Genomic DNA, 22,321 nt, shown 5'->3' with positions numbered 1-22,321 from the left:
ACGGAGCCCGTAATGACAAACCTGACCCTGCGCGGTGTGACCAAGCGGTTCGGAGCAACCCAAGTAGTCAACGATGTCGATCTCGACATCACGGCTGGAGAGATGGTTGTGTTCGTGGGCCCGTCCGGCTGCGGAAAGTCAACTTTGCTGCGCATGATCGCCGGGCTAGAGCCCGTGACGGAGGGCAGGATCGAAATCGACGGTCGCGATGTAACACTGGCAGAGCCGGTCGAGCGAGGATTGGCGATGGTCTTTCAGTCCTACGCACTTTATCCGCACATGACGGTTGCGGAAAATATGGGATTTCCTTTGGAAATGCAGGGCCTTGCCAAGGAAGATATTGCTGCGCGTGTGCGAGCGACAGCGCAAACCCTCCAATTGCAGGATCATCTGAACCGCAAACCAAAGGCGCTCTCCGGTGGTCAGCGGCAGCGAGTCGCAATCGGGAGGGCCATTGTGCGCAATCCTGTGGCGTTTCTCTTTGATGAGCCGCTGTCAAACTTGGATGCCGAACTGCGCGTTCAAATGCGTCTAGAGATCGCGCGACTGCATCGCGAATTGAAGGCAACAATGATCTACGTAACGCACGATCAGGTAGAGGCGATGACTCTTGCCGACCGGATTGTCGTGCTGCGCGGTGGACGAGTCGAGCAGGTCGGTGCACCTTTGGAGCTCTACGACAATCCATCCAACGCTTTTGTGGCCGGCTTCATCGGCTCACCCCGGATGAATTTGATACCTGCAACTGCATGGCGTGATGGCGACAGGTTGCGGGTATTGCTACCCGGTGCGGAGCTTTCTTTTCGATGCAGCGGTCCGATGCCGACGGATGGTGCTGCGGTGCAGCTTGGACTGCGGCCCGAACACATGTCCGTGGCCGGAGGCACCCCGCTGACGGTAACATGCGATACAATAGAACGTCTTGGCGCAGTCAGCTACCTCTACGGTCGGCTGGGCGACGGAACGGCCGTGACCGCGCAAGTCGATCACTCTCTCGCCGCGACCGCGACGGGAGCGCAAGTTGCCCTCAGTCCGGATGTCACTCGGGCGTTCCTCTTTGATGGCGCGGGATTGCGCATAGCCTAGGCCGAAGGGACGGAGGGTGTCATGGGCCTGACGCTTGGACTGGATGTCGGATCCTCGGTGGCCAAGGCCGCGCTTTACGATGCCGGGATGGCCGAAGTTGCGGCAGTATCGAGACCAGTGGTCCAGGAACGTGGCAACTTAGGACATGTCGAATATGACGTGCATGCCGTGCAGGCGACCATAGCAGGACTGATCGGTGATGTGACAGCCCGCGCAGGGGTAACGCCTAACGCGATCAAAGCCATCGGCATTTCGGCAGCCATGGTCGGAGGCGTGTTGGTCGATGCTGAAAATCGACCCCTGCGCTTCGGGATCAACTGGGAAGATGCTCGCGCCCAGGGCCTGATTGAAGGAATCTTCGCCCAGGACCCTGGCGCACAATCACGGATCTTCCGCTCCTCTGGATGTGTTTTGCAGCAGGGATGTACCCTGCCCGTGCTGGCAGCCCTTGCCAGGACCGAACCTGAGGTCGTGGCGCGCGCGCATGCCTTCGTGTCACTCAAGGATCATCTGAGAGCATGGCTTACAGGACGCCTCGGGGCGGACCGGACCGAAGCCGCCGTCGCCCCCGGTGATGCCGCTCTTCGTGATCGCAGCCCGGAAATGATTGAACTGTTCGGTCTTAACGCGCTGGCACATCTTCTTCCTCAGGCGGAAGAGTCAGAGGCTGTGGGGGGCTATGTCACACCCGCAGCCGCCGCAATTACGGGGCTCAGAACGGGGACGCCAGTCGCAGTAGGGGCGGGCGATGTACCTTGTTCGGTGCTCGGATCAGGCGGCTGGAACACCGGTTGTGCGACCATGATCCTCGGAACGACAGCGATGGTCGGTCGAACCTTTGAAGAACCCGTCTTCGACCCGCCCGATCTGGGGCTTCTATTTACTCTTCCGGGACGGCGCTGGTTCCGCGCGATGGTCAATGTGGCCGGGACGATGAACCTTGATTGGGCACTGGCGACATTGGCACCCGATCTTGCCACCTCTGCCGAGCCGTTCGGCGAGCTTGAGCAGCTGGCGGCAAGATCAACCGTTGGGGCGCGTGGGGTAAGCTTCCTTCCCTATCTGAGCGATAGCGGAATTATCGCACCGGTCATAAATGCCGAAGCCAGAGCCGGATTTGCCGGCCTAGCACCCCGCCATAGGCCACATGACATGATTCGTGCGGTCTACGAAGGGGTTGCGTTCTCGTTGGTCGATCTGTTGGACTTAACCGGTTTCACCGGTGAGCGGATCACGCTTGTGGGCGGGGGGCACGCAGCGCTCTTTGGCCCCAGATGATTGCCGATATTACCGGCAAATCGGTTGATCTCCTTGAAGGGCGAGAATTCGGTGCACGCGGTGCGGCCCTACTGGCGCGGGTTGCAGTAGGTGAGTTTCCCGATGTTTCTGCGGCTGCTGCACTTGTGCCGCCCCTGCGAGACGCCGTAACGCCAAACGAATCCAACTTTCAGGCCTATGCCGCTGCTAGGCAGGCCTTTCGTCAGTATCGGCAAAGGATGCTTTGTTGAGTACTGCATGCACTGCATAAGACCCAGTTTTGCTAATCGCGAGCGCTGATCTGATTACCAGAAATCTCTGCCTTCGTGTGGTCCTACGAAGGGGAGCGGATCACCCGATGCCAGCCTTGGCCGGCGACCCTGTTTCCGAGGCGTGCAGGTAGACGCATTCATACTTCAGGCAATCCAGACCCTCGCCGGCTTCCAATCGTTGAAAACATTCAGCGGGAAGGCTATGGTGCTCCAATGGACTACCGACGGAGACGATTATGGGCGTACACAAACAGAGTGTCAGCTTCACGGATGCAGCTTTCAACTTCGCCCGAGAGCTGGTCGAGAGCGGCGAGTATCCGAACATAAGCGCTGCGGTCTCTGGCGAAATGGCACGCGCGCGGGCAGCGCGGGAGCGAGAGCGTCTTCTCTTCGAAGCCGAAGTCCAGCGGCGCCTCGCGCTTCCCCCTGATGCCTGGGAACCCGTTCGAACGGGCGAAAGCATCACGTCAGGCGCGCGCGCGCATCTTGCTCGACTTGCAAAGGCTGCCGGTGGCACCGCTGCCTGATGCGCATCGTTCGACATCCCTTGGTCGACCAAGACCTTGCCGCTCTGGTGGATCACATCGTCGACGTTACCGGCGGCGACTTCGACGCCGCCGGCAGGCGCCTTGATGAGATCGACGACCTTATCGCCGACATATCTGCCAACCCGATGTCAGGCGTTCGCTTGGCGCCACCGCTGGACGGATGGCTGGTCCGCCATGGCGGCCGCGGCCATCGTCTTACCGTCGTGTTCCGCGCCGATCTAAACAGGAACTGTGTCTTTGTCGCACTCATTGCCTTCGGTGGGCAGGACTGGATGACGGAAGGCGAAACGAGGAAGTCCTTCAGCGGATGACCGAGGTGCGCCGTGGCGAGAAGGGTGAGTGCGACAGTTCTACTTTGCGCTGTGAACTCCTGCCGAAGCGCAAAGTCATCGCGCCTTAGTGTATCCTGCGTTCAATTTCTGCCAAGTATTGCTGGAACACCTCGGTCGGCGTGCGCCAGTGCAGACACTTTCGAGGCGTTGTGTTGAGGCGCTGGCAAATCGACTTCAAATATCGATTTGTCAGCGCCGTCGGATCCGTTGAACGGGGCAGGTAGCGACGGAGGCGGTTATTCGTGTTCTCGACTGTGCCTTTCTGCCAAGGCGACTACGGGTCACAGAACCAGCTCTCGGCACCGATCCCGTCCTTGAGGCGGCGCCAGGCAGAAAATTCAGTGCCCCGATCAAAAGTGATGGACTGTCGAGCGTCAGCAGGAAGAGAAGCAAGACTATTGATCAAGCTTTCCATGATCGGCGTCGATCTGCGGTCTTCGTTGCGGAAAATGACAGCATAGCGGCTGACGCGCTCGACGAGCGAAGTAACATTCACTTTGCCGTGTTCTTTCTGGAACATCACCAGATCGCACTCCCAGTGACCAAACGTCAGACGTTGCGAAACATGGTCCGGTCGAAGTCGGAGAGACGGAAAATCAACGGCTTGCATGCGGTTCTGACGGCGATGACCGCGTGGACGTCGACGCCTGCGCTGCTTGGGCAGAAGCTGGAAGAAAGCTTCTGCGCGGCCAGCCTTCGAATAGGCAAAACGGTAGATCGTCTCGTGGCTGACACGAAGAGGGTGCGCCTCAAGCCGCATACGTCCAGCGATCTGTTCAGGCGACCAACCAGCCTGCAGCCGATCCAGAACAGACAGCTTCAGAGACTGATGACGTGCCAACTTGCAATGATTGGCCCGCCGTCGTTCGTATGCTTCCTGGGCCGTTACAGCAAAGTATCCGTTCAGCTGTGGCAGCTCACTGTCGGCAAAGACGTTCCGCTTCAACTCACGGTAAATCGTCGATGCTCCAATATGGCGTTGTTGCAGAACTCTGACCGTCGAGGATTCACATCGCGAATCCATGCGGTTAGACGGGTTGCATGAGCAAGCCATCACCCGCCCGCTATCGCACGACGAACTGGTCCAGCTACACGGCTTCTCTGCGCAAGCGCGGATCGCTGCTGATCTGGCTGGACAAGGAGATGGCCTGGCTCGCGCCGCATGATGGCAGCCCCGGTCGCCCTGCGGTCTTCTCGGATGCAGCGATCCAGTTCTGTCTGACCATCAAGGTCCTGTTCAAGTTGCCGCTTCGGCAAGCGACCGGGATGGTGGCCAGCCTGCTCAAGATGGCGGACCTGGATTGGGCGGTGCCCGACTACACCACGCTGTGCCGACGGCAGAAAACGCTAGCTGTCCAGATCCCGTATCGGCGCGCCAATGGCCCCTTGAACCTGCTGGTGGACAGCACCGGGATCAAGTTCCTCGGTGATGGCGAATGGCAGGCCCGCAAGCACGGCGTTCAGGGGCGGCGTCAATGGCGCAAGGTACATCTGGCTATGGATACCGCCACGTCTGACATTCGGGCGGTGGAGTTTACCTCCAGCAGCGACGGCGACAGTCCGGTCTTGCCGGACCTGCTGGACCAGATCCCCGAGGGCGAAGACATCGGCACGGTGACCGCCGATGGGGCCTATGACACCCGCCGCTGCCACACCGCAATCATCAACCGCGAGGCCACGGCGATCATTCCGATCCGCAAGAACGGCCGGCCCTGGAAAGAGAACTGCCCGGCCGCGATCGCCAGAAACGAAACCCTGCGCGCCACTCGCTACTACGGCCGGGCGTTCTGGAAACGCTGGACCGGATACCATGTCAGAAGCAGGATCGAGGCAAAGATGCGCTGCCTGAAGGCCTTCGGCGAACGCATCGCCGCAAGAGACCCGGACCGCCAGACCGCAGAAATCCAGATCCGCATCGCACTCATGAACCGCTTCTCGGCCCTCGGAACGGCCAACATCGTTCGCGTCGGCTGATGCCGTGGGGGAAAGGCGCTATCATGCCTCAGGCGGGCGTTACGCAACAACGCCTTGGAGCACCCATAACGCTGGGAAAGCATCCTCATCAAAGAAACCAGTAGCCGTCTCTTTGAAAATCTGTCACTTTGGGCATCATGGACGCCGCAAGGTCACAGAATCTGAAGAAGCTGCTCGATGCCGTGCCCGCCGGGTATCTGGTCGATGCCGCGTGGTTCGTCTCGCAAGGCATCGCCTATGAAAGCTTCCGTGACTACGTGAAGCGCGGCTGGCTCGACCGCATCACCCGAGGCGTCTTCCGCCGTCCGCTCCCCAGCACCGCTGCCACCCCGACATCGAACAGCATCGACTGGAAGACCTGCATCCTGTCCACGCAGCATATCATGGGTCATGACCTGCATGTGGGCGGCACCACGGCGCTCGGCGAACAGGGACATGCCCATTACCTGCGCCTCGGCGAGAGCGCTCCAGTCTGGGTCTATGGGGACAGTATCCCGAATTGGCTGACGAAACTGCCGCTGGATGCCCAGATCAGAAGCCGCCCCCGTTCTCTGTTCGCTGACCCGAAACTGGGCTTGATCGGGGGCAAAACGACCGGCCAGCCGTGGGACTGGGGTCTGACGATGTCGACGCCGGAGCGCGCGATCCTTGAGGCTATGGACGAGTTGCCTGACCATGAAAGCTTCCACACGCTCGACATGGTCTTCGAGAGCCTGACGACCCTGCGCCCAAGATTGCTGTCCGACCTCCTGCAGGCCTGCCGCAAGATCAAGGTCAAGCGCCTGTTCTTCGTTTTCGCTGACCGCCACGATCATCCCTGGCGCAAACGGATCGACCCGCAGGCATTCGACCTCGGCAGCGGCGACCGAGCCCTGGTTCAGGGCGGCAAGATCCACCCGCGTTATCGGATCATGGTGCCGGAAAATTTCGTGAAACCGGAGGCTGACAGTGGCGCGTGAGACCTATGAAGCACAAGTTGCGCTCCTGGTGCGCGTCCTGCCCCATGTCGCGAGCGAAAACGTCTTCGCGCTCAAAGGTGGGACGGCGATCAACCTCTTTTACCGGGACCTGCCGCGGTTGTCGGTCGATATCGACCTGACCTACCTTCCGATCAAGGACCGCGCCGAAAGCCTGGACGAAATCAATGCCGCGATGGATCGCATCGCGGCTGCCATCGAAACCGGTATCCGCGGCGCGAAATCTCAGCGCATCCAAGGCGGTGGCGGCGGAGCCACACGGTTGCTGGCCCGCCTCGGCAATGCCGAGATAAAGATCGAAACCTCGCCTGTGACCCGAGGCGTGGTTCACGACCCGGAGATCCGGACCGTCTCTGCAGCCGTGGAAAATGCCTATGGCTATGCCGAAATGCAGATCGTCTCGTTCGAAGACCTGTTCGCTGGCAAGCTGCACGCTGCCCTGGACCGGCAGCATCCTCGCGACCTCTACGACGTCAGGCTCCTTTACGAACACGAGGGCCTGACGCAGGACCTCTTCCAGACCTTCCTGATCTATGTCGCCAGTTCGCCGCGCCCTGCGCATGAGCTGCTCGATCCGAACCTGATCGACCTCGGGCAACCCTACGCGCGGGAATTCGAGGGCATGACCAGAACCCCTGTCCCCCTCGATACGCTTCTGGCGACGCGCCTGAGGCTGATCGCCGATGTGCAATCGCGGCTCGACGACCAGGCGAGGCAGTTCCTTCTGACCCTTCAAGACGGTGAGCCGGACTTTGCGGCGATTGACCGGTCGCAGGCGGCACACCTGCCAGCCGTGCAATGGAAACTCTTCAACCTGAACAAGCTGAAGCGCGACAACCCTGCAAAGCATGCCGCGCAGAGCAACGCCCTGCGGAAGCTTCTGGGCTGACCCATGCCCCGCACCACCCTGACCAGGACAGTGAACTGGACTGCTCAGGTAGCGAATTCTGCATTTCAGGAACGGTTCAAGTACCAAGAGAGCCCAATCTGAAAGGCCGCAAAGGTCACAAGCGCACCGAGGAGCCAAGGCGCCGAAGAGACCATGACAGGCATGACCGCTGCGACGGAGGCGATCAGGAAGTATGGCCAACCCGATGCCAAATGACGCCGAAACGTTGAAAGCGAAACCAGTGTAACACCAATCATCGACAGGGCGGCACTGATAGAAAAGAGCCAAGGTGCTGATCCTGAAAGCGCCGTGTGGTGCGCCAGATATACCGTCCCGGCCCCAAGGCTGGCGATCCCGAGGTAGAGCGGAATATGTCCATAGGCCCAGAGCCGCAGGTTGCGCCCGGCGGCGGCGTCGCTGACATGCCGTTCGGCATTGCCTCGGGCGCGGCGGAAGTAGCCGACCCAATAGAGAAAGCCGAGGCAGGCCCCCAGAATAGACACGGCGAGCGTGTCGCCATGAAGCTCGGACCCATGGTCGAGCGCGTGGACCGCCGCGGCTGCGGTCTCGCCCAGAAGGATGATGGTGAACAGGCCAAAACGCTCGGGCAGGTGCTCGGGATGCGGCGGCGCGCGGTGGGTTTCGCGCGCCACGAGAAAGGGCGTCACGATGTCCAGCGTCAGCGCCAGCGCCCAGAGGGCCAGCCGCAGGGATGGCTCAGCCCAGATCGACCCTGCCCAAAGCGCGGCCTGGACCGCATAGACGGCCCATAGATCGTGCAGAGGCGGGACAGGCCCGGGCGCCTGATCTCGCGCAGATAGCCAAGCATCAGGAGCGCCTTGAAGGCGGCAACACCCCCGGCAAAGGCCCAGGCGCGGGCGCCGAATGCGTCGCTTGCGCCATAGGCGATGAACACCACGGCAAGGATCTGCGCAAAGCCCATTGCCCATTGGTCGGGCCTGTCCTTGTCAAAGCGGCTGGCGTGGAATGTGTGCCCCAGCCACAGCCACCAGAGTATAAGGAACAGGAAGGCGAATTCGGAAAATCCCTTCCAGTCGTAGTGATGTGACAGCGCACCGGCGAGCGCCGCCACGGCGACGAAGAAGACGAGGTCGAAGAACAGTTCGAACCATGTGGCCTTGCGGCCGTCTTCATGGGTCAGGACCTGGGAAGAGGCGTTTGTCATGGTTGCTCCGGAGATGCGGCAAGGGACCGGGCCCTGCGCGGGCGGCGCGGGCCCGGCCAAGTTCCCCTCATCGGCCCAGTGTCTGGACGACCAGATCGGCCGCCGCCCCGCCCGAGAATTGCTGCTGGCCGGTGATCAGGTTGCCGTCGCGGACGGTAAAGGCCTTGAACATCGAATTCACCACGAAGTTGGTGCCGTCGATCTTCCGCGCCTCTTCCTCGATCCAGAAGGGCTGGATCTTCTGGCCGACCCAGGCGTCGGCGTAGGCCTCTTCGCTGTTGGCGAAACCGGTCCAGGTCTTGCCCTTGACCAGCAGATCGCCGTTTGAAAGGCGGGTTTTCAGCAGAATGCAGGTGCCGTGGCAGACGATCGACACGATCTTGCCTGCCTCATAGGCCCGGGCAACGAAGGCGTGCAGCGCGGTATCGTCGATCATCGTCACCATGGGTGACTGCCCGCCTGCGAGGAAGACCGCGTCATAGGCGGTCGGGTCCACCTCGGCGATGGACTTCGTGCCTTTCACCAGCGCCGCATGGGTGGCCGACTTCTTGAAGCCGAGCGAGATCAGGTCGTGCGCCGAATAGCCAGAGGCATCCTCGGGGTCGGAGAACCCGTCGGCCACAAGGTCGCCGCCCTTGGGCGAGACGATCTCGATCTCGTAGCCAGCTTCCGAGAAGGTCCAGTAGGGGTGGGTCAGTTCGGCCCACCAGAAGCCTACGGGCCAGCCCGTGGTGGGCGAAGTGCCGGGGTTGGCGGCGATCATCAGCACTTTCTTCTTGGAATGCACATCGATGGCAGCGGACATTGTCGTTTCCTTGTCTAGAGGGTTTTGGATTTCGGATAGATGAAACGCGCGATCAGCGGGGTCAGGCGGGGCATGATGACGTAGGTCATCAGCCCGACCTGGATGCAGACGGTGACGAGCACGCGCAGGGCCAAAGGCCAACTGGTCATCAGCGGCCCCAATGTCAGGTTCAGCGCCAGAACCAGTGTGAAAACCACTGCGATCAGCACCAGCGCCATGCGGTGCGGGCTGGGTTGCGGAACCTTCGTGCCCGGGGGAGGGTCGAACCAGAATTCGAGACCCGTCATCCGCTCCCACGCCGCATCGGCGGCAAACAGGTCCGCGCCTTCGGCCAGCATCGCGGCGCGGAAGTCGGACCGCTCGAACGCCTCCAGATTGGCCAGGCTGTCGAAGCGGAACACGCTGCGATAGGTGCCGTCCGGCCCGGGGCGGTGGAACTCGGCCCCCAGATATCCGGAAAAGTCGGTGGCCGCGCCCTCGGTCAGGCGCTTCAGCCACGCCTCATAGGCGGCCTCGCGCCCCGGACGCACCTTGCGGCGCACGGTGATGGTGACAGGGCTGGTCATGGCACAACCTGCGGCAGGTCATACCAATCAGGCTTTGACTGCTCCCACAGGTTCTTGATTATCAGCTTGCCCGACGGCCCGTCGATCAGCCCAGCCGAGACCAGCCAGCGTCCGGCGGCAGTGATCTCTTTCACCACCCGCGCACCGCAGGTACCGCAGAAGGCCCGGCGTGACGTTTCGGAGGACTGATACCATACCAGAGCCTCCTCTCCGGTCACAGCCAATTCGGCCCGCGGTGCGGCCACAAAGGCATTGAAGTTTCCGTGCATCTTCTGGCAGTCGCTGCAATGGCAGGCCAGAATCCCGGCCGCGCTGGCGGGCATCGTGATGTGAACCTTGCCGCAGTGGCAGGTGGCGGTCAGAGTGTCGGTCATGCCTGAACCCCCACCGCCGCGAAGGCCCAATTGCGACCCTTGCCGCGCATCAGCGCCTGGTTGATCCAGACCATGCCGAAGGGCTCGAGCAGCCGCGCTTTGGTGATGTCGCCCGCATCCAGTGCCTCAAACCCAAGGTCGGTCAGCATCAGCCCGACCTTGGCCTTGGCGTCTGTGTCATTCCCGGCCATGAACATGACCGGGGGGTGCGCCAGGCGCGCAGTGTCGGCCATGATCTCGGCCCCGACCTGATTGAGCGTCTTGACCACTTGCGCGCGGGGCAGCCAGCCCTGCACGATCTCGCCGCCCGAGGTGGTATGCCCGACCGTCAGCCCCATCCCAGCCGCCGTGCGCCCGATGGGGTTCATACAATCCACGACGATCTGGCCCGCCATATCGCCGAGGTCCCGCACCGCAGCCTCGGCCGCGCCCCAGGGCAGGGCGAGGATCACGATGTCGGCGCCCCTGGCAGCTGCGACGGAAGAGGCGACCTGTGCCCCGGTCTCGGCCGCCAGCGTCCCGACCTTGGCAGGATCACGCGCCCCGAGGACCAGATCATGCCCCTTGCCCGCCAGCCCCCGGGCAATGGCCCCGCCGACATTCCCAGTCCCGATAATGGCAATCCGCATGAATTCCTCCTTGCTTCAGTCTTGAGCAAGGGGATATGCGGAAGCAGGAAGAAATGATAACGAATAGAGTTCATGTCTGAATTAAGCATATCGCAACTCAGGCGGCTGGATCTGACGTTGCTCCTCGTGTTCCTGGGGCTGGTGCGCCACCGCAAGGCGGCGGAAGTGGCTTTGGAACTGGGCTTGACCCAGTCGGCCATCAGCCAGGCCGTCAAACGCTTGCGTGACATCTTTCAGGACGACCTCTTCCTGCGCCGCCCGCACGGGATGGAGCCGACCGCAACTGCGCTCGCGCTGGAGGAGCCCGTGCGCCGCGCGGTCGAGGCGTTGCGCGGCGCACTCGGGGCGGCGCGTACCTTCGATCCGATGCAGGCCGAGGGCGTGGTGCGCATCGCCGCACTGGATGCCGAACAGGCCGTGCTGGTCCCGCCGTTGGCCGCGCGCCTGCGACATGAAGCGCCAGGGCTGCGCCTGTCGGTGCTGCCCTTGGGCCGCGCCGATGCCGTCGAGGCCCTGACCGAAGGGCGTGCCGATCTCGCGCTCGGGTTCATCTGGGACTTGCCCGATACGATTCTAGGCGAGCAACTCTACGAAGAAAGCTTCCTCGTGACGGGCCTGCCGCAGGTGCTGCCCGATGCGCCATCCATCGACCTCGATGCCTATTGCGCGGCGGATCACGTCCTGATCTCGCCCGCGGGCGATCTGCGCGGTGTGGTCGATGACCGGCTGGCCGCGATGGGGCGCCACCGCACCATCACGCTGGGACTGCCCGCCTTCCTGCCTGCGCTTGCGGCGGTGGCCTCATCCGGTGCCCTGCTGACGCTCCCCGCGCGATTGGCAGAACGACTGGCCCCCGGCTTTGGTCTGGTGACAGCCACACCGCCCATCGAGGTCCGCCGCTTCCCCGTCTCGGTCTTCTGGCACCGCCGTAATTCGACCGATCCCCGAACACTCTGGTTGCGCAAGTCTATCGCGGACACCGCGCTGCCCTGACATGCTGCGCCGTCCCGAAGTAGTGCATCCGCAACGACGGGCTGATGTCGAAGTGGATAGACAAGAACAGCTGGCGGGTATCAGTCTTTGGCTGGCGTGTCTGAGGCCTGCTCAACGAAGGAACTCTGCCGCCTGCGAAATGCTGCCCGTAACGCTTCCGTCGGTGAGGGCGGAGAGTCCAAGACCTCGAAGAATGCCTGATGGTCGCATGGCTTCAAGCTTGTGACGTCCGCGCTGTTGTCGTTTGCAGGCTTCATTTCTTCGGACCTCCAAGGGCGCTTTCGCTGTAACGCGTCAGCCGACAGCCCTAACCGAGTAGTGCGGCGTCCCATCCCAAACAAGATCCCAGGATGCGCCCGGCCGGACGTTCTGGATGGCGTGGGGCTCGAAGCAGACGAGGCAATTCCCGCCCGGCGCAGGAGCCCGGACCGAGGGATAGATCAGGCCACGCGATCCAGCCCGGCGGAGATGTTGGGCCAGGCTTTGGCCCTCGGGATATCCGACAGCCGGATCCGGATGCAGCGCGGGATGGCCCAGCTCGTCGGTCATGTCGTCGAAGACACCGATGAAATCCGCCAGAAGTTCCACATAGCGAGCGCTGTCATGGAAGCTGCCGGTGAAGCCGAGTTCGCGTGTTCGGTGCCAGGCCACTTCGCTGACGGACACCATCACATCCCAAGCGCAATACCACGCGCCGCGCTCCTCGGTGTTGAAGCGGTTTCCGCCGACGCGGGTGTAGGTGAACGCGGCGTTGACATGGCTGTCGCCATAGATGCGCAAATCACGGCTCCGGCGCTGCCAGGCCAGCTCGCGCGGGTCCAGATGCGGGTTACGCCCGCGCTCGGCCAGAAGACGGCCGCTGGTCAGGCCCTCGATTTCGGCCAGGATCTCCATCTCGTCGTCGGTATCGACGAGACCCCGCAAGGACGGTGGTTTGTGGTAGGTGGCGGGCAGAAGACGAACGAGACCGCGATCAGAAACCTCGGTCTGCTTCATGCCCCACCGCGCAGCGCATCGAGATAGGTCCGCACCGCCAGGATCTGCGGCAAGCCCCCGTCGATGGCAGTGTCAACCGGACGGCTGCCCCCGAACAGCGGGCCGGTGTTCGGTCGGGTGAACCAGCTTCGCGCGAGCGGCTCGGAGAAGTAGAGTTCGAGCGACTTGTAGATGCCGATCACTGCACTGAGCCGCAACAATTGGTCCTTGGTCAGTTCTCCCGCAAAGTCCGGCTTCTTGGCGCGCTTCCAGGTGCTCACCGTCATGTCGGCAAGGCTAGCAGCTTCGTTCAGGTTGAGGCCCCAGGCATCGGCCACGCGCGCATAGGCCTTCAATGCGACGGCGTTGACCTGTGCGGGTTCCCGGATTTTCTCAGCAACGTACATGGCGTTCTCCATTGACATCAATATAGATCATATGACCTTCTTGTAAAGATCAAATGAACCCCACGCGCTCTCACCCGAGCTGCCGCCCGGCTTCCGTGAACTGTTGATTTCCACTGAGAGCTGACCCGGTTCGGCCGAAGATTTCCATTGAGATTTGACCCATGTGACCCTCCCCCGAGCGAAGCGCGAGGGGGTCAACGGAGTGATCGACATGGGACTACTGAACGTGATCCGGAAGCTGCGCCTTCGTCAGGGCTTGCCGATCCGGGAGATCGCGCGGCGCACTGGCCTGTCGCGCAATACCATCAAGAAGTATCTGAAGGCTGATGTCATCGAGCCGCATTTCGCGATGCCGGAGCGGCCGAGCAAGCTTGATCCCTTTGCCGAGAAGCTGGCGGGCTGGCTGAAGACCAATGCCGGGAGGCCACGCAAAGAGCGACAGACGCTGACGAAGATGCATGCCGATCTTGTCGCTCTTGGCTTCACCGGCTCCTACAACCGGGTGGCGGCCTTCGCGCGAGAATGGCGGGCAGATCGGCAGCGTGAGCAGCAAACGACGGGTCGAGGGACGTTCGTTCCGCTGGCCTTTCGTGCTGGTGAAGCGTTCCAGTTCGACTGGAGCGAGGACTTCGCGGTCGTCGGCGGTGGGTTCACTCAGTGTCATCGGGTGTCTCCGGCAAGAGGAAGGAATCGGAGCCGGGCCGGGCGATCTCTCTCCCCCGGACAAGCTCCAAATCCCCCCTGCCCTTCTCCGTCTCTCGGGCCTCACGCAGCGACCTGCAGCGCCCGGGCGGCGAAGGCGCGCCAGAGCGGATCGACGAGACGCGCATCCAGAAGATCGGCGCGGTGGCGCAGCTGCTGCGCCAGATCGGGCTCACCCCAGGCAGTCGCGCGGCCGGCCTGCGCGTGCAGCTGGCTCGCCTCGGTCACGACGCCCCGCGCTTCAGCCGCGCTCGTCACCGGGTGGCACCATGCGACAGCGTGGTCGCTGGCGGCCCCGGCCAGCACAAGGCGCTCGTCGCGATCGAGGATCGCCAGAAGCTGGGGCGTGGCATCCGTGGCCATCCCATCGGCATGGTCGATCGCGCCCTGCATTGCATCGGCAAGCGTCGCGAAACAGGCGAAGACAAGCGGGGCGGCCCGGCCCGACATGAGGTCGGCCGCAGCGCGGCGCGACAGGGTCAGGGCGAAGGGATGACTGGGATCGGTGTTGCCCGAGAGAAAATGCGGTGGGAAGCCCCGCGCGGAGGCGGTCGGGTGGATCGGCAGGGGCAGGTCGAACATGGGTAGATCTCCGACGGCACGGGAAGCCTCTCTCCCCGTCTCATCCGTCAAAGACCAAACCGCCGTCCTCTTCCTCGAAGGGGCGACAGAAACTGCTCAACTTGCTGGCGGCAAATCACTCCATCGGACACGCAGGTATCGACCTTGCCGCTTGGGCAAGTCCTTTCGGTCAATCATCCGACCTGATACCTGGAATTCCTCGTTGATTTTGACCACGAGCAACTTGTTGAAGTTCCCGGCGGTATCGACCACCACGACATCCTTCGTCTTGAAGGGAGTAATGGTTTTCACTTCGACCTGGTCGTTGCCAAGTCTCCCGTCAGCGCCCTGCGCGTAAGTTTTGTTCAGCTTGATGCCGTAGGTGATCGCGCCGAAAAGTTCACCGATGTCGCCATAAACGGCGAGATGAAGGCCTGTCGCCCGGTGATAGCTTTCCGCAAGCGATACAAGGTCCTCAAAGTAGGGGATCATTGATCGGATGGCGTTGGGGTATTTTGCTCCCCACTCTTTGTACCGGAGCTGCTCGTCAATTTCTGACCAGGTAACCCATTCACCATCATCGTAGAACGCGCGATCCGACCAATCGATATCATCCATACTGCTTCGTCCAATTTGAACCACTGTAGGAACGTACCAATCCAGTTTGGCAATAAAGTGGCCGGAGGCAACAGAGCCTCCGGCACAGTGTCAGCCGACCCGGTCGAGAAGCTTCTTGGCGCGGCCCTCCATGTCGAGGCGGGCATCCTGCTGGGTCTTGTCGCGCGCAAGCCGCGTGATGCCCTGCACGAAGTCGAAGATGCTTTCGGGCGGGCGGCCCTCTTCCATCAGCACCTTCTCGATGATCTTGCCCGACTCCGCCTTCGAGAAGCCGCGCTTGCGGAGGAAATCATCCCGGTCCTCGTCCGTCCGCGCCACGATCTGCTGCCGCGCCGCCTTGATGCCATTCACGAACCCCTGCGGCGAGGAATTGGCGAACCGCGTCAGCGCCGGGGCCGCCTCATGAGCAAAGCGCGACGCCGCATACTTCGAGTGGCGGATCTTGATCTCCTGGAAATCCTCCACGCCCCAAAGGTTGCGGTTCTGGCACACGGCCCGCAGGTAGAAGCTCGCCATACCGAGGGTCTTCGCGCCCACTTCGGAGTTCCAGCAGTAGAAGCCCCGGAAATAGAGATCGGGGGAGCCGTCCGGCAGCCGGCCCGCCTCGATCGGGTTGTGATCATCGACCAGGAACAGGAAGACGTCGCGGTCCGAGGCATAGAGCGTGGTCGTGTCGCGGCTGATCTCGACATCGGGGTTGTAGACCCCGGTCGACCAGTCGAGCACGCCCGGCACCTTCCAGCGCGTGTCGCCCGTGCCATTGCCCGCAATGCGCTGCACCGCCTCGACCAGCTCATGGTCATGGATGCGGCCATAGTCGGGTCCGGTCACCGCGCGCAGTTCGGTGCGGCCGTCTTCCGTCTCGAAGGTCTTCACTTGCTCGGCGCGATGGTTGGCTGATTTCAATCTCGAGGCGATGTCGCTCAAGGCACTGCGGCAATTGCAGAAGGACCTCGCCAAGGCGATTTCCACCTATGAGGACCGTCATAAGGCCGAAGCCCGCACCAAGCTGGAAGCCATCGCCAAGGAGATGGGCTACTCCCTCGCCGAACTGATCGGTATTGAGGTGAAAGCCACCCGTGCGCCGGCCCTCGCGAAGTACAGGCATCCTGAGAACGCGGCCCTCACCTGGTCGGGCCGGGGCCGGAAACCGCAGTGGTTCGCAGACCACATCAACGCCGGCAAGGACCCGAGCGCTCTGGCGGTCTGACGGAGTTGGGTGACCCCGCCCGGGCGAAGCATGGCCCAAGTTAAGGAAACCGGTTTTTGCTGACACGACTGTTCGATCATGTTATAAAAACGACGATTTCTTAACACGACGCGGAGCACATGTTAAAGCCGACCTATGCCATTCCCGCCCTGCCACCCCCGGCCGAGATCGAAACCGTTCCGGTCCTGAAGGCGCTCGCTCGCGCCAGCCGCGCGCTTGCGGATCTGAAGGGTCAGGCCAAGACCATTCCGAACCAAGGCATCCTGATCGACACGCTGGCTCTTCAGGAAGCCAAAGCTTCGTCGGAAGTCGAAAACATCGTCACAACGCAGGATGAACTGTTTCAGGCGGATGTTTTCCCTGACGATCCGCAGTCCCCGGCGGCCAAAGAAGTAGCGCTGTATCGCGACGCTCTGCGGCTCGGATACGCACGCTTGGGCGAAACCGGCGGCCTGATCCCAAATTCGGCGCTCATCGACATGTTCCGCTTGCTGAAGGGCCGCAGCGATGGATTTCGAGTGACACCGGGCACTGCCCTCAAGAACGAGCAAACAGGGGAGATCGTCTTCGTCCCCCCCCAGGATGCGCACGAAATTGTCCGCCACATGACGGCGCTCGAACGGTTCATCAACGACGATGAACTCAGCGATCTCGATCCGCTCATCAAGATGGCTTTGATCCATCATCAGTTCGAAAGCATCCACCCGTTTCCGGATGGCAACGGACGTATCGGGCGCATCCTCAATGTACTTTATCTGACCAGAACGGGGTTGCTCGACATCCCGGTGCTCTACCTGTCGCGGTTCATCACCCGTAACAAAGCGGACTACTACAGGCACCTTCAGGCGGTGCGCGACACGGGCGATTGGGAACCCTGGGTCATCTACATGCTGGAGGCCGTTGCAGAGACTTCTGCCACAACAGTCGAGATCGTCACCGGCATCCGACAGCAAATGGCGGACGTGAAGCATCGGCTACGTGAAGACTTGCCGAAGATTTACAGCCAGGAACTTCTGAACAACTTGTTTCGCCATCCCTACACCCGGATCGAATATCTGCAGAACGATCTGGATGTCAGTCGGCAGACGGCCGCGAAGTATCTCGATACTTTGGCCGAGCACGGCTTTGTCGAAAAGCATCGCTCTGGAAAGCACAACTACTTCATCAACGTCGCCCTGGTGAAACTCTTCCTCGACGTTTCGGGCGGACCGTAAACTCGACACCGGGCGTTCGGCTCCTTGGGCAGTCGTGCCGACCTCCGCGTCGGCTCAGATTTCCGGGCCACCGAGAGGTCTGAAAGCCGAACGGACCGGATCGGGGACCCTGCCCCGATGCCGAGCTCTCGGGACAAACCGTGGACCTTATGCCCACGGGTCGACCTCAGCGATCACTTGAACCTCGTCGCCGTCGATTTCATCGGCGGGGACGGCGCCGAAGGTACCATCGCCTGCCTGGAAGACGACGATTGAGACCATGAGCGTGGCGGCGAGGGAGGCTGCGAAGGCGTGTGCATCTTTGCGGGACATCTGTTTGGCTCCTGTCTGGGAGGCGGGGGACCATCCCCCGCGCGACAGGACCCCGCAGGCCCGAAGACTGGCTGACATCAACGGGTGCGTTCGGCTCGCCCGAATCCACCCGGCGGCACGGGCTTGCCCGTAGTCCGACCCCTCGCGGGTTGATCTCGAAGACGGGATTCGGGGCAAGGAAGGGAATGGCGAGCGGGGGATGGTCCCCCAACGTCAGGAGCCGGTTGTCCCGCTGATGCTCAGAACGCTGCCAGCCTCCCGGGCAGGCTCTTGGTTGAAGACCGTCATCTTGGGGGATGGAACCTTCGACGCCCCGCGACATCGCGGGACGATAGTGTGATCGGTGAGAGGCCCGCCAGTCGGCAGGCCCCCCACGCCATGTCAGGGCTCAGGCGGCCAGGTCCGCGCCCCCTGCCCTATCGCCGTCCTCGGCACAGACGATTTCAAGCCGCGCGTTGCGATAACCTTCCCGCGCGATCCAGAGCTCCGCCGCGGTGATCGACTCCGCCAGATGCAGCAGTTCGGTATTCCCGCCGAAGTCCAGCAGCACGCGGACCTGCCCGACTTTGGGTTCCTCGGCCACCTCGAAGATCAGACGACTGTCCGCCGAATGACTGCGCATGATGGTGACGAGAATGACCCCGTCGGAGGAGAAGTTGCCTTCATGCAGCGTGAAGGAGGCCGGTGCCGTCCAGGTCGGATATGCCCTGGGCGGCTCCTTCTTCACCAGACGGCCCACGCCGTTCGAGCGCTCCCAGGCCGCGAGCTTCTTGGTAAACCGTGTCGGCGGCTTGGGACTGCCGTCGGTGTAGCGGATCAACGCCCCCAGAGGGGCTGTGTCGATGATGGTTGTTGCAGACATGATTCCTCATCCCGAATGCGAGCGTTCGCATTCATCATATTGATATCGCTGTGTTTTGTTGGAATGAGGGGCGGGTTTCCCCGCCCCCGGAAGGCTCAGATCACTCCGCGGCCATCATCGACGCATCGCCGTCCGGCAGATCGGCCGTCAGGAAAGCCGGGAGATCGACATCTTCGGGCTCGCCCGCGTCCTCCCCCTGCCCTTCTGCGATCGGCTCGCCGTCGCCTGCCGCCAGATCGGCCCGGCGCAGGACCTCGGGCAACCACCCGCTGCCCTTGAGAAGCCGCTCGGCTTCCGTGGCCATCTCGCCCTTCTTCAGGTGATCGAGAAGCTGTGCGGTCCCCTCCCCCTTTGCCTCGCGTACGGCCTCGAGGATCCGGGCCTTGGGCACGCGGTTGAGATAGCCATCGACCGTCGGCTCCCAGCCCGCCTCGACCATGTCGAGATCGACCGCGCGGGCAACCAGATCGGCATGGGCCATTCGGCGGGTCAGACCGCTGGCGGAGATGCCCGCACCATAGGGGTTCACCTTCTCATGGAGCGCGTTGATCCCGAAGCTGAGGCAATGCGCCAGCAGAGCCAGGCGGCTGCCCTGGTCGAGGACCGTCAGATAGTCCCAGAGCGCGGCATCATCGCCGAGAGGCAGATCGGCCTCCCAGGCGGCATGACGCTCGTCGACCAGCTTGGCGACGACGCTGTCTTTCAGATCGGGCGCCTGCGCTGACATGTAGACGTTACGCACCGATGCCTCGAGACAACTGCCCGTGGCGGAAGAGGTGCGGAAGGTGTCCGTCACCAGCTTCAGGAGCAGGAGAGTCAGCGCAACGTCCGGCGAGCGCCCGATGGCCTCGCGCAGTGCGAGGGTCCGGTGGGCGGTCAGTTCCATGACCAGCCGCTCGGGCAGCGGTTTCATCGCACCGTCGTCTTCCTCGTCGGACGCATCCGCGCCAATCGGCTGACCACCCGAAGTGATGACGGTGCCGCCGACAGAGGTCCCCGAGGGTTTCCAGGTGGAAACACCGACATCACCCCCCTGCCCCATATCATCCGCGTCATCACCATACTGGACCGCGGTTTCCTCGCGCGGCTCATCTTCGGGCCGGACATAACCGCGATAAACCGCGAGACTCCCATCCCGATCTAGCCTGACGAAGACGCCCGCGCGCACGACCTCGGCCGCGTCGTAGATCAAGGGCCGCCGTTCGAGCGCTTCCATCGCCACCTCGAGCTGCCCGAGCCGGGCGTCGATCTCCTCGGGGTATTCGTCCTGGCCGGAGAATTCCTCTTCCAGCGCACGATACTCGGCGAGGAGCGAAGCGTGGGCCGCGCTTTCCTCGTCGGTCATCGGAGCAGGATCACCAGCGAGACGCTGCAGACCGTGGCTGTAGCCACAGGGCAGGTCGGTCGCGACCTCGATCCACTTCCAGCCCTCGGAGGCCAGTGCCTCGGCTTCGGCCTGGAACTTCTCTTTGACCAGCCGGTCGAGCAGGGCAGGGTCCTCGAGCCAGCCGCCGTCATCACCTTGGAAGAGATCGCGAAGGACGACACCGCCTGCCGCATCATAGGCATCGACACCGACAAAAACTGCGCGACGATCCGAGGCCCGAACCGAGGTCTCCGTCAGCATGCGCCGGATGGCATAGGGCTCCTTGCTCCAGGAGTTCCTGATCGCCTCCCAGACCTGCTCCTGACGCGCGTGATCCGGGTTCACGGTAAACGCCATCAGCTGTTCCAGCGTCATGCCATCCTCTGCATAGACATCGAGCAGGGCAGGGGCCACGGAGGCGAGCTTCAGGCGCTGCTTCACGATTTGGGGCGTGACGAAGAAGGCCGCCGCGATCGCTTCCTCGCCCTGACCCTTTTCACGCAAGGCCTGAAACGCGCGGAACTGGTCGAGCGGATGCAGGGCAACGCGCTGCATGTTCTCGGCCAGCGAGTCGTCCTCGGCGAGGATCTCCGACGCCGCATCCCGCACGATGCAGGGGATCGGAGCGGCCTTGGCCAGCCGCTTCTGCTTCACCAAGAGCGACAGCGCCTGAAAGCGCCGACCACCGGCCGGGATCTCGAACGTGCCGGTCTCGACACCATCGGCATCAAGGACGGGCCGAACATTCAGGCTCTGCAGAAGCCCGCGCCGGGCGATGTCCTCGGCCAGCTCCTCGACCGAGACGCCGGCCTTGATGCGCCGCACGTTGGACTGGCTCAGCACGAGCTTGTCGAAGGGGATGTCCCGTGAGGGGGACAGGGTGATGTTCTGGGCAACTTTCGCCATCAGATCTTCTCCACGACGGGCGCCGGAAGCCACTCTCCCGATCTCACCTCCCGTCACCCCTCAAACTCCCAACCTTTCCCTCTTCGAAGTGGGCTCCATGTTTACCGGGGTATACATGGATCAGAGGGGCTATGTTTACCCGGGTATACATCAAGCACTGGTCATACGACGCGCTGACGCAGCGCTGCCGTTTGTGAGGGAGCGGAACATACGGACGAAGTCGATGCCTTCACTGGCCGCCCGATTGGCTAGTGCTTGTAGATAGGCCCTCGGTTGCCGAATTCTGTCGAACGCCTCAATGATACCAAGAATGGCGAGTGCTGACCCAAGAGCGCCCATCGCTTTTCGCGCAGTCTCTACGTCGGTTTTCGCTAGTCCAACCGCCGGAGCAAGGGTGTCGGACAATCGAACGACATCGCCCCAATCCTTTGCAGTTACGGCAGCGAAGGATGCTGCATTCTTGGCCAGGGCCATGCACTCAGACACCGTGATATCGTTGGTTTGTCCGACATCAGTGCTTTCTGGATCGCTGGATCGATTGGCCGTGCTTACTTTCTCAGGCGCAGCTTCAGATTCATAGTTTTCTTTCTTTGACTTCTGAATGTGCCGGTCATTTTGACTGTCGTTGGCGGTCACTGCATCTGCAACGGACGATGTCTCAGCGCTTGTCTGGGGAAGGTTTTCCTGCAGTTCCTGAATGAGACCGGCCAGTTGTTCTGAAGACAATGAACGACGCAGTGAGCGGCACGCAAGGTCGTGAAGTGCGGGCTGAATGGTCGCAGCCCCGTGGTAAAGAATGTCCCTGATCACTGATCGGAGCGCTTTGCACCGAATTTCTTCTCGGGAGCATTCTTCTGCAAGTGCGATTAGGTGATCGCGGATGCCGAAAAGCGGCGCGAGGTCGATGCCGTAGGTTAGTTTGGCTTCGGCGCACTCATCTTGTACCCGATATCGCTTTCCGTTCGGGCTCGACTTTCGAGCCAGCAATCCGTTTGCCTTCAGATTGGTGAGGCGGCGCCTGAGTGTGCGTTCGTCGATCCCGTCACAGCGCTCGATCAATGCCCTGTTGGAGGCAAAGACAACAAGTGAGTTTGGGTCGGCCGACTGAGGCACGAACGACAGAAGACCTCGCAGAACCGCAATGTCGCGGTCTCTCAGACCAAGAGGTTTGCGGCAACGGCGTACCAAATCCAGAAGCGACCAGCGCGCGTCTTCCGTCTTAACCGGCGTCACAGTGCTGCGGTCGGTCAGATATGAGAAATTGGTGCGCCGAACGTGCCGCTGCACGGGCGAAGACATG

Annotated in this window: 23 protein-coding genes and 4 pseudogenes; 10 read left to right on the top strand and 17 right to left on the bottom strand. The window is 62.1% G+C overall.

Annotation, left to right across the window (positions count from 1 at the left end):
• Nucleotides 1-12 precede the first annotated feature (12 nt).
• The 3 genes and pseudogenes from TabM4_RS21055 to TabM4_RS21045 all read left to right on the top strand — a co-directional run bounded on the left by TabM4_RS21055 (nt 13) and on the right by TabM4_RS21045 (nt 3,474).
• Nucleotides 13-1,086: an ABC transporter ATP-binding protein gene (locus TabM4_RS21055; RefSeq protein ID WP_434622210.1), complete on the top strand. Its 1,074-nt coding sequence runs from the start codon at nt 13-15 to the stop codon at nt 1,084-1,086.
• Nucleotides 1,087-1,107: 21 nt separating this feature from the next.
• Nucleotides 1,108-2,594: pseudogene (locus TabM4_RS21050) on the top strand (xylulokinase).
• 595 nt (nt 2,595-3,189) lie between these two features.
• A complete protein-coding gene (locus tag TabM4_RS21045) occupies nt 3,190-3,474 on the top strand; it encodes a type II toxin-antitoxin system RelE/ParE family toxin (protein WP_434622208.1) in 285 nt (94 codons plus the stop codon).
• 85 nt (nt 3,475-3,559) lie between these two features.
• On the opposite strand, the pseudogene TabM4_RS21040 reads toward TabM4_RS21045, so the two are convergent.
• A pseudogene (locus tag TabM4_RS21040) lies at nt 3,560-4,519 on the bottom strand (IS30 family transposase).
• 17 nt (nt 4,520-4,536) lie between these two features.
• Between TabM4_RS21040 and TabM4_RS21035 the strand changes: the two are divergent.
• The 3 genes from TabM4_RS21035 (at nt 4,537) to TabM4_RS21025 (ending at nt 7,335) form a co-directional block, all read left to right on the top strand.
• A complete protein-coding gene (locus tag TabM4_RS21035) occupies nt 4,537-5,469 on the top strand; it encodes an IS5 family transposase (protein WP_434612711.1) in 933 nt (310 codons plus the stop codon).
• Nucleotides 5,470-5,606: 137 nt separating this feature from the next.
• On the top strand, nt 5,607-6,428 hold the full coding sequence (locus TabM4_RS21030) for a type IV toxin-antitoxin system AbiEi family antitoxin domain-containing protein (RefSeq protein ID WP_434622206.1): 822 nt from the start codon (nt 5,607-5,609) through the stop codon (nt 6,426-6,428).
• Nucleotides 6,418-7,335, top strand: coding sequence for a nucleotidyl transferase AbiEii/AbiGii toxin family protein (locus tag TabM4_RS21025; protein WP_434622204.1), 918 nt, complete (start codon nt 6,418-6,420; stop codon nt 7,333-7,335). The genes TabM4_RS21030 and TabM4_RS21025 overlap by 11 nt, the downstream gene beginning before the upstream one ends.
• A gap of 65 nt (nt 7,336-7,400) precedes the next feature.
• On the opposite strand, the gene TabM4_RS21020 is transcribed toward TabM4_RS21025, so the two are convergent.
• The 6 genes from TabM4_RS21020 to TabM4_RS20995 all read right to left on the bottom strand — a co-directional run bounded on the left by TabM4_RS21020 (nt 7,401) and on the right by TabM4_RS20995 (nt 10,895).
• Nucleotides 7,401-8,117: a low temperature requirement protein A gene (locus tag TabM4_RS21020; RefSeq protein ID WP_434622824.1), complete on the bottom strand. Its 717-nt coding sequence runs from the start codon at nt 8,115-8,117 to the stop codon at nt 7,401-7,403.
• Nucleotides 8,015-8,521: a low temperature requirement protein A gene (locus TabM4_RS21015; protein WP_434622811.1), complete on the bottom strand. Its 507-nt coding sequence runs from the start codon at nt 8,519-8,521 to the stop codon at nt 8,015-8,017. Before TabM4_RS21015 ends, TabM4_RS21020 begins: the two co-directional genes overlap by 103 nt.
• A 67-nt stretch (nt 8,522-8,588) precedes the next feature.
• A complete protein-coding gene (locus TabM4_RS21010; protein WP_434622809.1) occupies nt 8,589-9,326 on the bottom strand; it encodes a type 1 glutamine amidotransferase domain-containing protein in 738 nt (245 codons plus the stop codon).
• 14 nt (nt 9,327-9,340) lie between these two features.
• Complete coding sequence (locus TabM4_RS21005; RefSeq protein WP_434622807.1) at nt 9,341-9,892, bottom strand: antibiotic biosynthesis monooxygenase; 552 nt, start codon at nt 9,890-9,892, stop codon at nt 9,341-9,343.
• Entirely contained in the window at nt 9,889-10,266 is a 378-nt protein-coding gene (locus TabM4_RS21000) for a GFA family protein (protein WP_434622805.1), read from the bottom strand. Before TabM4_RS21000 ends, TabM4_RS21005 begins: the two co-directional genes overlap by 4 nt.
• On the bottom strand, nt 10,263-10,895 hold the full coding sequence (locus TabM4_RS20995) for an NADPH-dependent F420 reductase (RefSeq protein WP_434622803.1): 633 nt from the start codon (nt 10,893-10,895) through the stop codon (nt 10,263-10,265). Before TabM4_RS20995 ends, TabM4_RS21000 begins: the two co-directional genes overlap by 4 nt.
• A 72-nt stretch (nt 10,896-10,967) precedes the next feature.
• Between TabM4_RS20995 and TabM4_RS20990 the strand changes: the two genes are divergently transcribed.
• On the top strand, nt 10,968-11,888 hold the full coding sequence (locus TabM4_RS20990) for a LysR substrate-binding domain-containing protein (protein WP_434622801.1): 921 nt from the start codon (nt 10,968-10,970) through the stop codon (nt 11,886-11,888).
• An 80-nt stretch (nt 11,889-11,968) separates the two neighbouring features.
• Here TabM4_RS20990 and TabM4_RS20985 read toward each other — a convergent pair whose 3' ends face one another.
• Genes TabM4_RS20985 through TabM4_RS20975 form a run of 3 tightly spaced genes read right to left on the bottom strand, consistent with a single transcriptional unit; the run spans nt 11,969 to nt 13,282 of the window.
• The gene (locus TabM4_RS20985) at nt 11,969-12,145 is read right to left on the bottom strand and encodes a DUF1778 domain-containing protein (RefSeq protein WP_434622799.1); all 177 of its coding nucleotides are present in this window, start codon (nt 12,143-12,145) and stop codon (nt 11,969-11,971) included.
• A 37-nt stretch (nt 12,146-12,182) separates the two neighbouring features.
• Nucleotides 12,183-12,884 carry an RES family NAD+ phosphorylase gene (locus tag TabM4_RS20980; protein WP_434622797.1) on the bottom strand — a complete coding sequence of 234 codons (702 nt, stop codon included), beginning with the start codon at nt 12,882-12,884 and terminating at the stop codon, nt 12,183-12,185.
• On the bottom strand, nt 12,881-13,282 hold the full coding sequence (locus TabM4_RS20975; RefSeq protein ID WP_434622795.1) for an antitoxin Xre-like helix-turn-helix domain-containing protein: 402 nt from the start codon (nt 13,280-13,282) through the stop codon (nt 12,881-12,883). The genes TabM4_RS20980 and TabM4_RS20975 overlap by 4 nt, the downstream gene beginning before the upstream one ends.
• A gap of 199 nt (nt 13,283-13,481) precedes the next feature.
• Between TabM4_RS20975 and TabM4_RS20970 the strand changes: the two are divergent.
• Nucleotides 13,482-13,916, top strand: a pseudogene (locus TabM4_RS20970) (helix-turn-helix domain-containing protein); the annotation flags it as partial.
• 119 nt (nt 13,917-14,035) lie between these two features.
• Here the strand turns inward: TabM4_RS20970 and TabM4_RS20965 are convergent.
• The 3 genes and pseudogenes from TabM4_RS20965 to TabM4_RS20955 form a co-directional block, all read right to left on the bottom strand.
• The gene (locus TabM4_RS20965; RefSeq protein WP_434622793.1) at nt 14,036-14,554 is read right to left on the bottom strand and encodes a DNA repair protein RadC; all 519 of its coding nucleotides are present in this window, start codon (nt 14,552-14,554) and stop codon (nt 14,036-14,038) included.
• A 96-nt stretch (nt 14,555-14,650) separates the two neighbouring features.
• Nucleotides 14,651-15,151 carry a hypothetical protein gene (locus tag TabM4_RS20960; protein ID WP_434622792.1) on the bottom strand — a complete coding sequence of 167 codons (501 nt, stop codon included), beginning with the start codon at nt 15,149-15,151 and terminating at the stop codon, nt 14,651-14,653.
• Nucleotides 15,152-15,241: 90 nt separating this feature from the next.
• A pseudogene (locus TabM4_RS20955) lies at nt 15,242-16,045 on the bottom strand (DUF932 domain-containing protein); the annotation flags it as partial.
• Between TabM4_RS20955 and TabM4_RS20950 the strand changes: the two are divergent.
• Both TabM4_RS20950 and TabM4_RS20945 read left to right on the top strand, forming a co-directional pair.
• Entirely contained in the window at nt 16,044-16,361 is a 318-nt protein-coding gene (locus TabM4_RS20950) for an H-NS family nucleoid-associated regulatory protein (protein WP_127045248.1), read from the top strand. The pseudogene TabM4_RS20955 and the gene TabM4_RS20950 overlap by 2 nt on opposite strands.
• A 119-nt stretch (nt 16,362-16,480) precedes the next feature.
• Complete coding sequence (locus TabM4_RS20945) at nt 16,481-17,575, top strand: Fic family protein (RefSeq protein WP_434622789.1); 1,095 nt, start codon at nt 16,481-16,483, stop codon at nt 17,573-17,575.
• Nucleotides 17,576-17,722: 147 nt separating this feature from the next.
• Here the strand turns inward: TabM4_RS20945 and TabM4_RS20940 are convergent, their stop codons facing one another.
• The 4 genes from TabM4_RS20940 to repC form a co-directional block, all read right to left on the bottom strand.
• Nucleotides 17,723-17,887 carry a hypothetical protein gene (locus TabM4_RS20940; protein WP_167384016.1) on the bottom strand — a complete coding sequence of 55 codons (165 nt, stop codon included), beginning with the start codon at nt 17,885-17,887 and terminating at the stop codon, nt 17,723-17,725.
• A 388-nt stretch (nt 17,888-18,275) separates the two neighbouring features.
• Nucleotides 18,276-18,749: a hypothetical protein gene (locus tag TabM4_RS20935; protein WP_434622787.1), complete on the bottom strand. Its 474-nt coding sequence runs from the start codon at nt 18,747-18,749 to the stop codon at nt 18,276-18,278.
• Nucleotides 18,750-18,849: 100 nt separating this feature from the next.
• Entirely contained in the window at nt 18,850-21,021 is a 2,172-nt protein-coding gene (locus TabM4_RS20930) for a ParB/RepB/Spo0J family partition protein (protein ID WP_434622785.1), read from the bottom strand.
• 150 nt (nt 21,022-21,171) lie between these two features.
• Complete coding sequence (gene repC / locus TabM4_RS20925) at nt 21,172-22,320, bottom strand: plasmid replication protein RepC (protein ID WP_434622783.1); 1,149 nt, start codon at nt 22,318-22,320, stop codon at nt 21,172-21,174.
• Between the last annotated feature and the right edge of the window lies 1 nt (nt 22,321).

It is taken from the genome of Tabrizicola sp. M-4 (assembly GCF_051132405.1).
Taxonomy (GTDB): Bacteria; Pseudomonadota; Alphaproteobacteria; order Rhodobacterales; family Rhodobacteraceae; genus Paragemmobacter.
Note: the sequence above shows the minus strand (reverse complement) of the source record. Positions and strands in the feature narration are given on the sequence as shown.

Excerpts from the sequence above, each read along its gene's own strand:
- TabM4_RS21055 (WP_434622210.1), top strand. The coding sequence starts at position 13 with ATGACAAACCTGACCCTGCGCGGTGTGACCAAGCGGTTCGGAGCAACC.
- TabM4_RS21035 (WP_434612711.1), top strand. The coding sequence starts at position 4,537 with ATGAGCAAGCCATCACCCGCCCGCTATCGCACGACGAACTGGTCCAGC.
- TabM4_RS21030 (WP_434622206.1), top strand. The coding sequence starts at position 5,607 with ATGGACGCCGCAAGGTCACAGAATCTGAAGAAGCTGCTCGATGCCGTG.
- TabM4_RS21015 (WP_434622811.1), bottom strand. The coding sequence starts at position 8,521 with ATGACAAACGCCTCTTCCCAGGTCCTGACCCATGAAGACGGCCGCAAG.
- TabM4_RS21010 (WP_434622809.1), bottom strand. The coding sequence starts at position 9,326 with ATGTCCGCTGCCATCGATGTGCATTCCAAGAAGAAAGTGCTGATGATC.
- TabM4_RS21005 (WP_434622807.1), bottom strand. The coding sequence starts at position 9,892 with ATGACCAGCCCTGTCACCATCACCGTGCGCCGCAAGGTGCGTCCGGGG.
- TabM4_RS21000 (WP_434622805.1), bottom strand. The coding sequence starts at position 10,266 with ATGACCGACACTCTGACCGCCACCTGCCACTGCGGCAAGGTTCACATC.
- TabM4_RS20995 (WP_434622803.1), bottom strand. The coding sequence starts at position 10,895 with ATGCGGATTGCCATTATCGGGACTGGGAATGTCGGCGGGGCCATTGCC.
- TabM4_RS20990 (WP_434622801.1), top strand. The coding sequence starts at position 10,968 with ATGTCTGAATTAAGCATATCGCAACTCAGGCGGCTGGATCTGACGTTG.
- TabM4_RS20985 (WP_434622799.1), bottom strand. The coding sequence starts at position 12,145 with ATGAAGCCTGCAAACGACAACAGCGCGGACGTCACAAGCTTGAAGCCA.
- TabM4_RS20980 (WP_434622797.1), bottom strand. The coding sequence starts at position 12,884 with ATGAAGCAGACCGAGGTTTCTGATCGCGGTCTCGTTCGTCTTCTGCCC.
- TabM4_RS20975 (WP_434622795.1), bottom strand. The coding sequence starts at position 13,282 with ATGGAGAACGCCATGTACGTTGCTGAGAAAATCCGGGAACCCGCACAG.
- TabM4_RS20965 (WP_434622793.1), bottom strand. The coding sequence starts at position 14,554 with ATGTTCGACCTGCCCCTGCCGATCCACCCGACCGCCTCCGCGCGGGGC.
- TabM4_RS20960 (WP_434622792.1), bottom strand. The coding sequence starts at position 15,151 with ATGGATGATATCGATTGGTCGGATCGCGCGTTCTACGATGATGGTGAA.
- TabM4_RS20945 (WP_434622789.1), top strand. The coding sequence starts at position 16,481 with ATGTTAAAGCCGACCTATGCCATTCCCGCCCTGCCACCCCCGGCCGAG.
- TabM4_RS20940 (WP_167384016.1), bottom strand. The coding sequence starts at position 17,887 with ATGTCCCGCAAAGATGCACACGCCTTCGCAGCCTCCCTCGCCGCCACG.
- TabM4_RS20935 (WP_434622787.1), bottom strand. The coding sequence starts at position 18,749 with ATGTCTGCAACAACCATCATCGACACAGCCCCTCTGGGGGCGTTGATC.
- TabM4_RS20930 (WP_434622785.1), bottom strand. The coding sequence starts at position 21,021 with ATGGCGAAAGTTGCCCAGAACATCACCCTGTCCCCCTCACGGGACATC.
- repC (WP_434622783.1), bottom strand. The coding sequence starts at position 22,320 with ATGTCTTCGCCCGTGCAGCGGCACGTTCGGCGCACCAATTTCTCATAT.